19 protein-coding genes are annotated in these 12,927 nt (G+C 29.1%); 13 read left to right on the top strand and 6 right to left on the bottom strand.

Annotated elements, in window-relative coordinates; all coding sequences use genetic code 11:
- Position 1: 1 nt before the first annotated feature.
- The 13 genes from atpC to recO all read left to right on the top strand — a co-directional run bounded on the left by atpC (position 2) and on the right by recO (position 8,952).
- Positions 2–394 (top strand): ATP synthase F1 subunit epsilon, encoded by a 393-nt coding sequence (atpC, locus tag ACOTVC_RS01195; RefSeq protein WP_039625212.1) that lies wholly within the window; start codon positions 2–4, stop codon positions 392–394.
- On the top strand, positions 394–954 hold the full coding sequence (locus ACOTVC_RS01190; protein WP_039640657.1) for a MotA/TolQ/ExbB proton channel family protein: 561 nt from the start codon (positions 394–396) through the stop codon (positions 952–954). Before atpC ends, ACOTVC_RS01190 begins: the two co-directional genes overlap by 1 nt.
- Positions 955–957: 3 nt before the next feature.
- Positions 958–1,344 carry an ExbD/TolR family protein gene (locus ACOTVC_RS01185; RefSeq protein WP_039627812.1) on the top strand — a complete coding sequence of 129 codons (387 nt, stop codon included), beginning with the start codon at positions 958–960 and terminating at the stop codon, positions 1,342–1,344.
- Between the two features lie 3 nt (positions 1,345–1,347).
- Positions 1,348–2,127 carry an energy transducer TonB gene (locus ACOTVC_RS01180; RefSeq protein ID WP_421627470.1) on the top strand — a complete coding sequence of 260 codons (780 nt, stop codon included), beginning with the start codon at positions 1,348–1,350 and terminating at the stop codon, positions 2,125–2,127.
- Positions 2,124–3,323, top strand: coding sequence for a Tol-Pal system protein TolB (gene tolB, locus ACOTVC_RS01175; RefSeq protein ID WP_421627468.1), 1,200 nt, complete (start codon positions 2,124–2,126; stop codon positions 3,321–3,323). Before ACOTVC_RS01180 ends, tolB begins: the two co-directional genes overlap by 4 nt.
- 64 nt (positions 3,324–3,387) lie before the next feature.
- Positions 3,388–3,873, top strand: a complete 486-nt coding sequence (gene pal / locus ACOTVC_RS01170) for a peptidoglycan-associated lipoprotein Pal (RefSeq protein ID WP_039640664.1) — start codon at positions 3,388–3,390, stop codon at positions 3,871–3,873.
- A 12-nt stretch (positions 3,874–3,885) separates the two neighbouring features.
- Positions 3,886–4,875 (top strand): tetratricopeptide repeat protein, encoded by a 990-nt coding sequence (locus tag ACOTVC_RS01165; RefSeq protein WP_214116117.1) that lies wholly within the window; start codon positions 3,886–3,888, stop codon positions 4,873–4,875.
- Between the two features lie 13 nt (positions 4,876–4,888).
- Positions 4,889–5,470, top strand: a complete 582-nt coding sequence (locus ACOTVC_RS01160) for an FKBP-type peptidyl-prolyl cis-trans isomerase (RefSeq protein WP_039625225.1) — start codon at positions 4,889–4,891, stop codon at positions 5,468–5,470.
- The gene (fabD, locus tag ACOTVC_RS01155; protein WP_421627466.1) at positions 5,470–6,390 is read left to right on the top strand and encodes an ACP S-malonyltransferase; all 921 of its coding nucleotides are present in this window, start codon (positions 5,470–5,472) and stop codon (positions 6,388–6,390) included. Before ACOTVC_RS01160 ends, fabD begins: the two co-directional genes overlap by 1 nt.
- Positions 6,387–7,073, top strand: a complete 687-nt coding sequence (locus ACOTVC_RS01150) for a 5'-methylthioadenosine/adenosylhomocysteine nucleosidase (protein ID WP_214116119.1) — start codon at positions 6,387–6,389, stop codon at positions 7,071–7,073. The genes fabD and ACOTVC_RS01150 overlap by 4 nt, the downstream gene beginning before the upstream one ends.
- The gene (locus ACOTVC_RS01145) at positions 7,070–7,831 is read left to right on the top strand and encodes an ATP-binding protein (protein WP_214099037.1); all 762 of its coding nucleotides are present in this window, start codon (positions 7,070–7,072) and stop codon (positions 7,829–7,831) included. Before ACOTVC_RS01150 ends, ACOTVC_RS01145 begins: the two co-directional genes overlap by 4 nt.
- Positions 7,824–8,336 (top strand): cysteine hydrolase family protein, encoded by a 513-nt coding sequence (locus ACOTVC_RS01140; protein WP_087685092.1) that lies wholly within the window; start codon positions 7,824–7,826, stop codon positions 8,334–8,336. Before ACOTVC_RS01145 ends, ACOTVC_RS01140 begins: the two co-directional genes overlap by 8 nt.
- A gap of 1 nt (position 8,337) precedes the next feature.
- Positions 8,338–8,952: a recombination protein RecO gene (gene recO, locus ACOTVC_RS01135; protein ID WP_214099036.1), complete on the top strand. Its 615-nt coding sequence runs from the start codon at positions 8,338–8,340 to the stop codon at positions 8,950–8,952.
- On the opposite strand, the gene ACOTVC_RS01130 is transcribed toward recO, so the two are convergent.
- The 6 genes from ACOTVC_RS01130 to accD form a co-directional block, all read right to left on the bottom strand.
- Positions 8,936–9,256, bottom strand: a complete 321-nt coding sequence (locus ACOTVC_RS01130; RefSeq protein ID WP_214097862.1) for a hypothetical protein — start codon at positions 9,254–9,256, stop codon at positions 8,936–8,938. The two genes, recO and ACOTVC_RS01130, sit on opposite strands and share 17 nt — an antisense overlap.
- Positions 9,257–9,317: 61 nt before the next feature.
- On the bottom strand, positions 9,318–10,244 hold the full coding sequence (locus ACOTVC_RS01125) for a tRNA dihydrouridine synthase (RefSeq protein WP_039640676.1): 927 nt from the start codon (positions 10,242–10,244) through the stop codon (positions 9,318–9,320).
- Positions 10,241–11,224: a hypothetical protein gene (locus tag ACOTVC_RS01120; protein WP_214099035.1), complete on the bottom strand. Its 984-nt coding sequence runs from the start codon at positions 11,222–11,224 to the stop codon at positions 10,241–10,243. Before ACOTVC_RS01120 ends, ACOTVC_RS01125 begins: the two co-directional genes overlap by 4 nt.
- A complete protein-coding gene (gene dksA, locus ACOTVC_RS01115; RefSeq protein WP_047207931.1) occupies positions 11,221–11,577 on the bottom strand; it encodes an RNA polymerase-binding protein DksA in 357 nt (118 codons plus the stop codon). Before dksA ends, ACOTVC_RS01120 begins: the two co-directional genes overlap by 4 nt.
- A gap of 8 nt (positions 11,578–11,585) precedes the next feature.
- The gene (locus tag ACOTVC_RS01110) at positions 11,586–12,041 is read right to left on the bottom strand and encodes a 23S rRNA (pseudouridine(1915)-N(3))-methyltransferase RlmH (RefSeq protein WP_214099034.1); all 456 of its coding nucleotides are present in this window, start codon (positions 12,039–12,041) and stop codon (positions 11,586–11,588) included.
- Between the two features lie 3 nt (positions 12,042–12,044).
- Complete coding sequence (gene accD / locus ACOTVC_RS01105) at positions 12,045–12,887, bottom strand: acetyl-CoA carboxylase, carboxyltransferase subunit beta (RefSeq protein WP_039627830.1); 843 nt, start codon at positions 12,885–12,887, stop codon at positions 12,045–12,047.
- Positions 12,888–12,927 lie beyond the last annotated feature (40 nt).

Raw genomic sequence — 12,927 nt, 5'->3', positions numbered from 1 at the left:
AATGGATAATTTAATACATATAGAGGTGGTAACACCTCTTGGTATGATTTATAATGATAATGTAAAATCTATTGTTCTTCCTGGAAGTGAAGGTGAGTTTGGTGTTTTAAAAGGACACGCATCTTTAATCTCTTCTTTAAAGGCAGGAATTATAGATATAGAAAAATCAGATTCAACTCATGAATTAGTTGCTATTGATTCAGGTCATGCAAAAGTATCTGAAACTAAAGTAAGTGTTTTAGCAAAAGGTGCTGTATGGGTTGGTGGAAATAGCGATAGTGAAATAGCAAAAAGATTAGAAGAAGCAAAAGATTTGATTAAATCTATGAGTAGTGATAGCGTTGCTTTGGCTTCTACTTTTGCTAAGATGGATAATAATGTAAGGCAAAAATAGTGGATTTTCAAGCAATTTTTCATTTCTTTGAAAATACAAGCTTAATCACTTATATTGTATTAGCTTGGCTTTCAGTGTATTTTATAGTTAGTTTTAGTATTTTATTTTCAAGATTAATGCTTATTAATAAATGGACTCAAAATGAAAGTCAAGCTTTAGAAGCTTTAATGAGAGGGGAAAAAGATTTAAGTCAGAGTGCGTCAATTTTAAAAAAATGCGTGGAAATTGATGAAACTAAAATGAACATTTATAAAAATTCTGTAGAAAAAAAAGCTACGATAGGATTAACTTGGCTTAGTATTATAGCTTCAACCTCTCCTTTTATAGGGCTTTTTGGTACAGTGATTTCTATACTTGAAACCTTTGGTGGTTTAGAAATGCAAAATTCTTTAAGTATTATTGCTCCTAAAATTAGTGAAGCTTTGGTGGCTACAGGTTGTGGGATTTTAGTGGCAATCCCTGCATATAGCTTTCATTTGATTATCAAACGCAAGGCTTATGAGTTGATTAATATCTTAGATAGTGAAATTAAGGTGCTGGTAAGTTCTATAAAGGCTTAATTTATGTTTTTAGAAGAAAAACCCGAATTAAATATTACACCTTTAGTTGATATTATGCTTGTGTTGCTTGCTATTTTGATGGTAACTGCGCCAAGTATTACATATGAGGAAAAAGTACAACTTCCTCAAGGTTCACAAAAAACTTCAAGTGCTCCAAATATTAAAAGTTTAATTGTAACAATTAATGCAAAAAAAGAAATTTTTATAGGAAAAGATAAATTTAATTTTGTAAGTTTTGCAGACAATATGAATGCTTTAAAACTTCAGTATAACACACAAGAGACAGTTTTCATAAGAGCAGATAAGAATCTAAAATATGATGATGTAATGAGTGTTTTGAGAACAATGAAACATTTAGGTTTCCAAAAAGTTGCTTTGCAAACTGAGTAGAAAATGGAAGAAAATTCTATACATAATTTTAAATCCTTTATTTATGCAATTTTAGTTTATTTTTTTGTTGTTTTCTTAGTTTTTTTTAAATTAATTGAACATAAACCAAAAGCTATTGAATATACTGATGATCCTAATAGTTTTATTAATATAGAACTTGGCGATAGTATAAATCAAAATCAAGTAAATATGATACAAGAATTGCAAAAAGAAAATTTGCAAAGCTTATTTGAAGAAAATCTTTTACAAAAATACACCACAAACAAAAGTGTCAATACGCAAAATATAGAACAGCAAGCAAGTGTTTTTAATGAGTTGTTTGGTAAAATAGAAGATTATCAAGAGGAACAAACAACAAAAGTACAATCTTCTATGCCCTCAAAAAAACCTACTTTTGCCCAAAGAGAAAAAATCAATGATTTTTCTAAACAACTCAATGAAAATTTAAAAATAAACCAAGAACTAGGACAATCTATTATAGAGCAAAAAATAGGTGTTTACGATCAATTTTTAGGTACTGTGAGAAAATACCTTGAAGATAGATGGAGGATTTATAATCCTAGTGGTAATTTAAGCATAGATGTAGAATTTGTAATTGATAATAATGGCTATTTTTATTTGCTAAGTGCTACTAGTGCACATAGTGATAGTTTTGATAAAAAAGCAAAAGAATTTTTACAAAATTTAGAAGGAAGATACATAACTTTACCTCCAAATGGTAAAATAAGAAAAATCAAAATGCAACTTAGTGATATAATTGAGTTCAAAACGGAGAAACAATGAAAAAAATACTAGTATTCTTATTTTTTTGTTCAGTATTATTTGGACAAGATGCAACAATATCTGTTGTTAATAAAGGTATGCAATTGCCTAAAATTTATATTAAAGATCAGTCTAAATTGAATGATTTAGATCTTAAAAAAAGTTTTTACAACATGCTTGTTAATGATATAAAAGTAAGTTCAAATTTTGAGATAACTCAAGATGAAAAACAAAGCGATTATATTTTTTCTTATATATTAAATAAAAACGGCAAGCTTTTAGATATTGATGTTGAAATTTTAGCTGCAAATGAAACTAAAACAAGATTTTATGAACAAATTCTTTCTATCGAAGAGTATCCATTTTTAGCACATAGAAGTGTTGCTCAAATGAATAAAAAGTTAGGTTTTGCTCCGGTTGATTGGATGGATCATAAAATTTTAATAGCTAGAACACAAGGTAGTAAGCAAAGTGATATTTTATTAGTAGATTATACTTTAACTTATCAAAAAGTATTGATTTCAAAAGGTTTAAATTTGTTTCCTAAATGGGCAAATAAAGAGCAAAATGCATTTTATTTTACTGCCTATGAAGATGAGATTCCAACTCTTTATAAATATAACATGAAAAATAAAAATATAACAAAAATCATTGCTAGCAAAGGTATGATGGTTGCTTCTGATGTGAGTGATGATGGTAAAAAAATTTTACTTACCATGGCTCCAAAAGACCAACCTGACGTATATTTGTATGATGTAGATTCAAAAAATCTGTCACAAATTACAAACTACTTGGGTATTGATGTAAATGGCAATTTTGTAGATGATGATAAAAAAATTGTATTTGTGTCTGATCGCTTGGGTTATCCAAATATTTTTATGCAAAATTTAGATTCAAATTTAACAGAACAAGTTGTTTTTCATGGTAAAAATAATTCTTCGGTTTCTACTTATAAACACTATATGGTTTATTCTAGTAGAGAAGTAAATCAAAGTGGAGTTTTTAATCTTTATTTAATGTCAACTCAAAGTGATTATATAAGACAACTTACCGCAAATGGTAAAAATCTTTTTCCAAGATTTTCTAGTGATGGAGAAAGTGTTGTATTTATTAAATATTTAGGTTCACAAAGTGCATTAGGGGTTATTAGAATTAATGCAAATAAAGCCTTTCATTATGGTTTAAAAGTAGGTAAAATTCAATCAATTGATTGGTAAAATATCAAAATAGCATTTTTTTTGTTATAATTAAGTATGATTTTTAAATAAAAAGGGGAAAGCAATGAAAAAAATCATTTTTGCTTCAATTACTGCATTTGCTGTTATTGTAAGTGGATGTGCTACAAAAAATACTAGTGTAAGTAGCTCAAGTAGTGTAGATGGTTCAAAAGGTAGTGGTGGTTCAGATAGATTTGAAAATCTTGAATCTTTAAATTCTGTTGCAAATGTATATTTTGATTTTGATAAATTTAATGTTAGATCGGATATGCAAAAAGTTATTGCAAATAATGCTAAGATTTTCAACAAAGAAGTTGCTAATGCTGCGATCGTAGTTGAAGGAAACTGCGATGAGTGGGGAACTGATGAGTATAATCAAGCTTTAGGTTTAAAAAGAGCTAAAGCAGTAAAAGAATCTTTAGTAGCTCAAGGTGTTAGCGCAGATAGAATTAGCGTTAAAAGCTACGGAGAAACTAATCCTGTATGTACTGAAAGAACAAAAGCATGCGATGCTCAAAATCGTCGTGCAGAATTTAAAATTGCAAAATAAAGTTTTAAATAAATGAAATTAAACTTATTATCAGTAGCTCTTTTAGGAGCTACTTTTTTACATGCTGAAATTTCAGCATTTGATGCAGGAAAAGTAGATACAAAAACACCTTATGGTTTAACTCAAAATGAAAAATTGCAATATGAAAATCAAGAACGCTTAAAAGCTTTAAATGAATATTATACAAATTTGACAAGCAAAATAAATATAGCAGTGGAAAACATAGAGGGTTTGCAAAGTGTCACTGAGGGATTAAATGCTCAGTATTCAAAAGCTAATACAAAATTGCTTTCATTAGAAGAAAACTATCAAAATTTTGATGCAAATATTACCCAAGAAATTCAAAATTTAAGAGCTTATATTGAAGAAAATAGACAAATTCAAGAAAAAAATCATCAAGAGATTCAAAAAGTTTTAGGTGAAATTACAACTTTAATCAATAAGATTAATGATGATTATATTTCCAAAGAAGATATGAATCAAACTATAACTTTTTTTCAATCTGAAATAGCTAGGGTGCAAAATCAAACAAAAATTACTCCAGTTGTTCCTGTTGTAAGTGATGATAATAAAACCCAAGAAATCATTCAAGATACAAATAAAACTCAAGATGAAGTGATTGAAGTAAAAGACGATAGTTGGAAAAAATTACAATCTAGCGAAATTTTGAAAAAAGCGATAGATGAAACTAATAAAAATCAATTTGAAGAAGCAAGAGAAAAATTTGAATATCTAATAAGTATTCACTATAAACCTGCTAGGTCTACTTTTTGGCTTGGAGAGATAAGATATAAACAGCAAGATTATGCAGGTGCTTTGGGATTTTATAAAAAAAGTTCTGCTATAAGCACTAAAGGTGATTATGTGCCAAAATTGCTTTATCACACGGCTATTAGCTTGGATAAAGTTGGAGATCCAAAAAGTGCTAATAAATTTTATAAGGCTTTAAAAACAGCTTATCCTGATAGTCCTGAAGCAAAAGTTTCACCAGATAGAAAATAACAAAGGAGATAAAATGGCTATAGAAAAAAATAGTGTAGTTTCAATGTTTTATGAGTTAAAAGATGCAAATACTAATGAAGTTTTAGAATCAAATATTTATGCTGAACCTATTTCTTTTATTTTGGGTAAAGGTCAAATTTTAGAAGGATTAGAGGAAGAAATTCAAAAGCTTAATGCTCCATGTAATGCTGATATTGTGATAAAAAAAGAAAATGCTTTGGGTGAATATGATGCAAATGCATTACAAACTTTACCAAAAGAGCAGTTTGCGGGGATTGATTTGCAAGTTGGTATGGAGCTTTTTGGCGAAGGTGAAGATGGTAATACAGTAAGAGTAATTGTTAGAGAAATTACTGAAAATGAAGTTACTATTGATTACAATCATGCTTATGCAGGAAAAGACTTGTTGTTTTCAATCAATATTGTAGATGTTAGAGCTGCAAGTGAAGATGAAATTTTAACAGGAATTATCGCAGGTAGTAGAAGTTGTGGATGTGGCGGTGGAGGACATCATCATGATCATCATCACGGCCATGGTGGTGGTTGTTGTGGAGGCCATGGCCATGGTGGCGGTGGTTGCTGCGGTGGTCATTAATGAATAGTGCATTTATTTTCCCAGGTCAAGGCTCCCAAAGTGTTGGCATGGGTTTGAGTTTTTATGATAATTCTAAAAAAGCAAAAGAATTGTTAGATAATGCTAGTGATTTTTGTAAAATTGATTTTAAAAATTTGCTTTTTAAAGAAAATGAAAATTTAAACAAAAGCGAATTTACGCAAATGGCCATAGTTTTAAACTCATTAATGGCTTATGAAGCGTTAAAAGAGCAAGTTAATATAGAAGCTAAGTACAGCCTAGGCCATTCGTTAGGAGAATTTAGTGCTTTAGCAACTCAAGATGCATTTAGTTTTTTAGATGTAATAGCGCTTGTTAATAAACGCGGTAAGTTTATGCAAGAAGATTGCTCTAAAATAGAAGCTGGTATGATGGTGATTTTAGGGCTTGAAGATAAAGTGGTAGAAGAACTTTGTCAAAAGGCATTAAGCGAAGAAAAAAGCATTTTTGCTGCTAATTATAATTGTGATGGGCAAATTGTAGTAGCAGGTTTAAAACCTGATTTAGCTTCTTATGAGAGTGAGTTTAAAAATGCAGGAGCTAAAAGAGCCATGCTTTTGAATATGAGTGTTGCAAGCCATTGTCCATTATTAAAAAATGCATCTTTGAAACTTACAAAAGAATTAGAACCTGTTTTAAAAGAGAGTTTTAAAAGCGTAGTATCAAATGTTAATGCAAAAACATATAATGATAAAAATCAAGCTCTAACGCTTTTAAGCGAGCAACTCATCAAGCCTGTTCTTTATAAACAAAGCATTAAGGCAATAGATGAAGAAGTAGATTTTTATATAGAATTTGGTGCAAGTGTGTTAAAGGGCTTAAATAAAAAAATCACTCAAAAAGAAACTTATGCCTTAAGTAAAATAGAAGATATTGATGAAATTTTAAAGGTAATTAAATGAAAATAGCTATTTTAGGAGCTATGCCTGAAGAGGTCACTCCTTTACTAGAAACATTAAAAGAGTATCAATCAATAGAATATGCAAACAATACTTATTATCTTGCAAAATATAAAAATCATGAATTAATTATTGCTTATTCTAAGATAGGGAAAGTAAATTCCACTCTTAGTGCGGCTATTATGATAGAAAAATTTAAAGCCGAGCTTTTGCTCTTTACAGGTGTAGCAGGCGCTTTTAATCCTAGTTTAGAAATAGGAGATTTAATTTATGCAACAAAATTAGCTCAATATGATTTAGATATCACAGCTTTTGGGCATCCACTTGGCTATGTTCCAGGCAATGAAATTTTTATAAAAACAGATGATAAGTTAAATAATCTTGCTATAGGGGTTGCTAAAGAACTTGGTGTTAAATTACAATCAGGTGTTATAGCTACAGGTGATGAGTTTATTTGCGATGAGAATAAAAAAGCAAAGATTAGAGAAATTTTCGGTGCAGATGCTTGTGAAATGGAGGGAGCTAGTGTAGCTTTGGTGTGTGATGCTTTAAAAATTCCATGTTTGATTTTAAGATCAATGAGTGATAAAGCAGGCGAAAAGGCTGAATTTGACTTTGATGAGTTTGTAGAAAAATCCGCTAAAATTTCAGCTAATTTTGTTTTAAAAATTTGTGAGAAATTATGATAAATCTTAGCAAAAGACTAATTAGAGAAGTTGCAAAAGCAAATGCTAAATTTTCCTTAATAGGGGATAATGATAAGGTTTTATTGGGACTTAGTGGCGGGAAAGATTCTCTAGCTTTAGTACATCTTTTAAAACGTATGCAAGCGCATGCGCCTTTTAAATTTGAACTTAAAGCAGTAACTTTAAGTTATGGTATGGGTGAGGATTATACCAAGCTTCATAATCACTGCAAAGAGCATGGTATTGGTCATGAAGTAATTGATTCTAATATTTATGAAATTTCAGGCGATACTATTAGAAAAAATTCAAGCTTTTGCAGCTATTTTTCAAGAATGAGGCGCGGAGCTTTATACACTTACGCCTTAGAAAATGGTTTCAATAAATTAGCTATAGCTCATCATTTAGATGATGCAGTGGAAAGTTTTTTTATGAATTTTATTTACAATGGTGCTCTTAGAAGTCTAGCTCCAAAATATAAAAGCAAAAGAGGTGTAGAGGTTATTCGTCCTTTGATTTTTGTAAGAGAAAGACAATTAAGAGAAAATGCTATTAATAATAAATTAGAAGTTATTGGTAATGAATTTTGTCCTGGTATGAAGTTAAGTGAAAAAAATGTAAAATTTCCTCATGCAAGAGAAGAGGCAAAGCAACTTTTGGCAAATTTAGAAAAAGAAAATCCAAAATTATTTACAAGCTTAAAAACTGCATTTGAAAATATCCACACGGATAGTTTTTTTATGGTTAAGGATAATGACTAAACTTTTAGTTGTTGTTGATTATCAAAATGATTTTATCGATGGTAGCTTGGGTTTTGAAAAAGCTACCAAGATAAAAGATAATATTCTTGCTCTTTTGAAAAATCATCAAGGTGATATTGTTTTTACTTTTGATACGCATGATGAGAATTATTTAAAAACCCAAGAAGGAAAAAATTTACCTATTTATCATTGTATTAAAGATACTTTGGGTTGGCAAATGCCAAGTGATTTTGATGTGTATTTAAAAAATGCAAAAAAAATCTTTTATAAGAATGCTTTTGGTAGTTTAGAATTGGCTAATTTTTTAAAACAAAATTATTATGAAAGTATAGAATTTTGTGGTTTGGTTTCACATATTTGTGTATTTAGTAATATTATTTTAGCTCAAAGTGCTAGTATCAACTCAAAAATCATATTGCATAAAAATGCAACAGCAAGTTTTAATAAATCTTTAGAAAATAGTGCTTATGAAATTTTGCAAGCTTATGGCGTAGAACTTTTATAAAATGCAAGGTTTTATCTTACACACTCAGAGTGTAAAAGATGAGGATTTGATTGTCTATCTTTTAAGTTCTAAAAGAATTATTAAAAGCTATAGATTTTATGGAATGAGACATTCTAATATTTTAAGTGGATATAAAATTGATTTTGAGCTTGAGGAGAGTTCGAGGTTTTTACCACGTTTAAAAGATGTTTTACATATTGGTTTTTCATGGATTTTAGATAGAGAGAGAATGTTTTTTTGGCAAGAATTTATCAGACTTTTTTATCGGCATTTAAAAGATGTTGAGGAAATTGATAGTTTTTATTTTGAGCTTTTAGAAGATTGTGCTAAACGTTTTGAAAAACAAGATTGCAAGCGTGTTATAGTAGATGCTTATTTAAAAATTTTAAATTTTGAAGGACGTTTGCATAAAAGCTTTGTATGTTTTTATTGCGATGAATATATACAAAAAAACGTTGTATTGGTAAGAGCTTTTTTACCAGCACATAAAAAATGTGCTTTTGGTTATGAGTTTAAAACTAAAGATCTTGCAAAGTTTTATGAAAATTTTAATTCATCGCATTTTAGCGATGAATATATTGATAATTTATATAAAATCATTAAAGAGGGTTTTTAAGGGTAATATCATACATCATAATAGCCTCTTGTCTTAATTTTGCGATGATATTTGCACTATCAATATGTGTATTTTTTATAATAGCTTCCTTGCTATTTTTAATATCTTCAAGCAAATTTCCAAGTTGTTTTTGAGAACTTTGTAGGCAAGTGCTTATACATTTTGGTTGGGTTTGTTGTAAAATTTGCTCGAAATTTAAACTTTGATTGTTAAGCTTTGAAGCATGTGCTGCTAAATTGTTTGCACTTGTTCTAATGCCACCTAATGCTTTGTAAATCCCTTTTGAATTGATATGAGCTGCCATGAACCTTCCTTGTTTTATGGTATCTCTTCATTCATATTGCTTAGAAATTTACAAGCAAAAATCATTCCTTATTGAAAAATTCTTGAATATATTTTCGCATAATATCTGCATCATTAATACGATTAACACAATCTCTAAAATTAGAAGCATCTTCATAACCTTTAGAATATTCATGCAAATGTTTTCTAAAGATACTTATGCCTTGTTCTTTATAATGCTTTAACATTTCTTCAAAATGCGCGAATATAATTTTATTTTTCATAGCCTTTTCGATTTTTTTACCAGTTTTTATCTCATGAAATATCCAAGGTTTTCCTATGCTTGCACGCCCTATCATTAAAGCATCGCAATTTGTAATTTCAAATACTTCTTTAGCATTTTCTGCACTAATATCACCATTTGCTACTAAAGGAATTTTGATATTTTCTTTGGCTAAAGCTATGGCTTCATAATCAGCATTTCCGCTATACATTTGTTTTCTAGTGCGACCATGCATACTGATAAAATCTACTCCAGCATTTTCACACGCTTTGGCAATAGCAATGGGATTTTTTTTATCAAACCCTAATCTTACTTTGACACTAGTTAATTTTTTATTACTTGTTTTTTTGATAAGCTCTAAAATTCTTTGCAGTTTATCAAGATCTTGCAAAAGAGCACTACCTGCGCATTGTTTTATAACTTTATTTACAGGACAACCACAATTAAAATCAATTCCATCTATAAAATCAAAACGATTTAAAATTTCTACCGCTTTTTGAATTACGCTTTCATCTGAACCTGCAATTTGAACTATATAAGGGCTTTCAAGTTCAGCTTTTTCTAACATTTTAAGAGTTTTTGAGCTCTCATATACTAAGGCATTAGAACTTATCATTTCACTAATGGTTACATCAGCCCCAAATTGCTTAACTAAATTTCTTAAAGGCAAGTCTGAAAAACCTGCCATAGGGGCTAAAAATAAAGGTTTTTTGCTAAAATCTATCATTGTATTAATTTTTCAAGCTCTATTTTTTTATTATGTTCTCTTAAAAAGAGCAAGAGCCTAAAGTCTTTATGCTCATTTTGATCATTTCCTAATTCATTAAGCAATTCATCATACATGCCAAATTCTGCTAAAGTATAAAGATAAGCTCTTAAAGCTTGAGAATGATTATCTTTTAACTTTTTAAATAAAGCAATTAATATTTGAGGTTCTATTTTTTTGCAAAGTATTTTAGCACAGTGCAAATATGATTTATCATCTAAGGTATTCATACTAAGTAAAACTTCGATTTCAGCATGATTTAATTCTAAGTTTTCTTTTTCAAACCTACTTAAAAGCAATAAAATATCATCTTGATTTTTTTGTATTTTTAGTGTTTTAATTTGACTATAGGGCGCATTTTCTAACACTATTTTATAAGCAAAAATTTCTAGCTCATCTACTAAGGTATCTTTGTTTTTGATAAAAGAAAAAGCATAATTGCTATCATTTTGAAAGTGATTTTTTTCATTTAAAATAAAAATTTCATTATTTGGATCTAGCTTGTATTTTTTTAATTCTACAAATTCCTTTTTATCTAAGTTCTCAAAAATATCAATAATTTCATCTATTTTAGGATTTTGAATTTTTTCTTTAAAACAAAGAGCTTGCGTATCTTTTGCTATGTTTTGAAATTCTTGAGTTTTAAATTTAACCTTGCTTGCTTTTTTTAAAAAAATATCAATAATAAAATTTTCATAATTTTTACTATCTTTAATTAGATTTTTATATTGTAAATGTTTTAAAAAGCCATAAAAACTCATATGTGCTAAAGCTAATATCATCAAAAATAAAGCAGGCAAAACAACCCATAAGCTAATAGGCAAATTTAATTCAAAAGTAGAAATTGCAAAAGTATAATTTCCTAAATTTAGATTATAAACTAATGCTGCAACAATTAAAAGATAAACTAAACTTGCAAAGAGAAACAATCTTATTTTCATAGCTTTTTCCTTTTTTCTAGGGTTTCACGGCAATTTATGCAATATTTTGCATGAGGTTTAACCTTAAGTCTTTCAGGATGAATATCATCTTCACAATACTCACAAATACCATAAGTATTGTTATCTATTTTGCTTAATGAATGTTTAATTTCTTCTAGTTCAGCTTTTAAATTTTCATTAATTTTAAAATCAATATGAGAGCTATTGTCAATTTGTTGTAAATCAACTTCATCTCTAGGTTCACTATCTTGTAGGTTATGGATATTGTCTATATTACCTTGCAGTTCTTGTAAAATTTCTTTTTGTCTTTGAAGTAATATATTTTTAAATTCTTCAAGATTTAATTCTTGCATAAACGCTCCTATTTGTGATATGGGTGATTTGTATTAATGCAAAATGCACGATAAATTTGCTCTAAAAGCATAGTTTTGGCAAATTTATGCACTAAGGTCATTTTACTAAGAGCTATACTTGTATGCATTTGTGCAATAAATTCTTGCTCAAATCCATAAGCACCACCTATAAAAAATGAAATTTCATTTTTATCTTGCAATAATTTTGCAAATTCTACACTTGTAAATTCTTTACCTTTTTCATCTAATGCTATGCAAAAACCTTTTTTATAAGGACTTAGTGTATTTGTATAAGATTTTTTTGCTTCTATGGCATTAGCGTTTTGCGCTTGATTAATTTTGTTATTAAAAACACATATATCATTAAAACTGCAAAATTTTTTGATGAGTTTGGTATAATGCTCATCTATCTTGCTAAATTCATCATTATTATTTTTTTGAATGCTTAAAAGATTGATTTGCATTTTTTAGTTTTTAGAAAAAAACCTTAAAAAATCTGCTATAAATTTTTTATGTTCGCTTCTTTCCACAATCGCATCAATCAATCCATGTTCAAGTAAAAATTCAGCCTTCTGAAAGCCTTCTGGTAAATCAGCTCCTATGGTTTGTTTAATTACCCTAGCTCCTGCAAAGCCTACTAAAGCACCGGGTTCAGCCATGATGATATCTCCAAGCCAAGCAAAAGACGCGCTTACACCACCCATGGTCGGATCAGTTAATACTGAAATATAAGGAAGTTTTTCTTCTGCTAATAGTTTTAATGCCGCGCTAGTTTTACTCATTTGCATTAAAGAATAAGTACTTTCTTGCATTCTAGCTCCACCGCTTGCACTTACTATAACAACAGGAGTTTTTTTCTCAATCGCTCTTTCAATGGCTCTAAGAATTTTTTCACCTTCTACTGAGCCTAAACTTCCACCCATGAAAGAAAAATCAAAAACAACTAATTGAGTTTTAATGCCATCTATATTACATTCACCACTTATTACAGCGCTTTTTCTTCCTGTTTTTTCCTCATTTTCTGCTAATCTTTTTTTATATGATTTACTATCTACAAATTTAAGCGGATCGATTGCATGTAGGTCTTTATCCATTTCCACAAAAGAGCCTTCATCGCTAAGCAATTCAATGCGTTTTAGAGGGTCTAATCTCATATGAAAATTACATTTAGGGCAAACATTATAACAAGTTTCTATTTCTTTATAATACATTAACGCATGGCAAGAATTACATTTTACCCAGTGATTTGGAGCTTCACTTGGAGTAGCTTGTTTGCGTCTTATACTAGAAAAAATATCTAAAAAATTCATTATCTCTACCTAAAATAAAAATTTTAAAATTATAGCAAGA

The sequence above is a fragment of the Campylobacter sp. GB48 genome (assembly GCF_049221845.1).
GTDB classification, from domain to species: Bacteria; Campylobacterota; Campylobacteria; order Campylobacterales; family Campylobacteraceae; genus Campylobacter_D; species Campylobacter_D lari_C.
The sequence above is the reverse complement of the archived record's forward strand: the minus strand, read 5'-3'. Positions and strand labels throughout refer to the sequence as shown.

Bases quoted from the DNA above. Each gene is read 5' to 3' on its own strand.
- ACOTVC_RS01125 (WP_039640676.1), bottom strand. From the start codon at position 10,244: ATGATAGATTTTAGCAAAAAACCTTTATTTTTAGCCCCTATGGCAGGT.
- ACOTVC_RS01110 (WP_214099034.1), bottom strand. From the start codon at position 12,041: ATGCAAATCAATCTTTTAAGCATTCAAAAAAATAATAATGATGAATTT.
- ACOTVC_RS01150 (WP_214116119.1), top strand. From the start codon at position 6,387: ATGAAAATAGCTATTTTAGGAGCTATGCCTGAAGAGGTCACTCCTTTA.
- ACOTVC_RS01130 (WP_214097862.1), bottom strand. From the start codon at position 9,256: ATGGCAGCTCATATCAATTCAAAAGGGATTTACAAAGCATTAGGTGGC.
- recO (WP_214099036.1), top strand. From the start codon at position 8,338: ATGCAAGGTTTTATCTTACACACTCAGAGTGTAAAAGATGAGGATTTG.
- pal (WP_039640664.1), top strand. From the start codon at position 3,388: ATGAAAAAAATCATTTTTGCTTCAATTACTGCATTTGCTGTTATTGTA.
- ACOTVC_RS01180 (WP_421627470.1), top strand. From the start codon at position 1,348: ATGGAAGAAAATTCTATACATAATTTTAAATCCTTTATTTATGCAATT.
- accD (WP_039627830.1), bottom strand. From the start codon at position 12,887: ATGAATTTTTTAGATATTTTTTCTAGTATAAGACGCAAACAAGCTACT.
- ACOTVC_RS01165 (WP_214116117.1), top strand. From the start codon at position 3,886: ATGAAATTAAACTTATTATCAGTAGCTCTTTTAGGAGCTACTTTTTTA.
- tolB (WP_421627468.1), top strand. From the start codon at position 2,124: ATGAAAAAAATACTAGTATTCTTATTTTTTTGTTCAGTATTATTTGGA.
- dksA (WP_047207931.1), bottom strand. From the start codon at position 11,577: ATGCAAGAATTAAATCTTGAAGAATTTAAAAATATATTACTTCAAAGA.
- ACOTVC_RS01160 (WP_039625225.1), top strand. From the start codon at position 4,889: ATGGCTATAGAAAAAAATAGTGTAGTTTCAATGTTTTATGAGTTAAAA.
- fabD (WP_421627466.1), top strand. From the start codon at position 5,470: ATGAATAGTGCATTTATTTTCCCAGGTCAAGGCTCCCAAAGTGTTGGC.
- ACOTVC_RS01145 (WP_214099037.1), top strand. From the start codon at position 7,070: ATGATAAATCTTAGCAAAAGACTAATTAGAGAAGTTGCAAAAGCAAAT.
- ACOTVC_RS01185 (WP_039627812.1), top strand. From the start codon at position 958: ATGTTTTTAGAAGAAAAACCCGAATTAAATATTACACCTTTAGTTGAT.
- ACOTVC_RS01120 (WP_214099035.1), bottom strand. From the start codon at position 11,224: ATGAAAATAAGATTGTTTCTCTTTGCAAGTTTAGTTTATCTTTTAATT.
- atpC (WP_039625212.1), top strand. From the start codon at position 2: ATGGATAATTTAATACATATAGAGGTGGTAACACCTCTTGGTATGATT.
- ACOTVC_RS01140 (WP_087685092.1), top strand. From the start codon at position 7,824: ATGACTAAACTTTTAGTTGTTGTTGATTATCAAAATGATTTTATCGAT.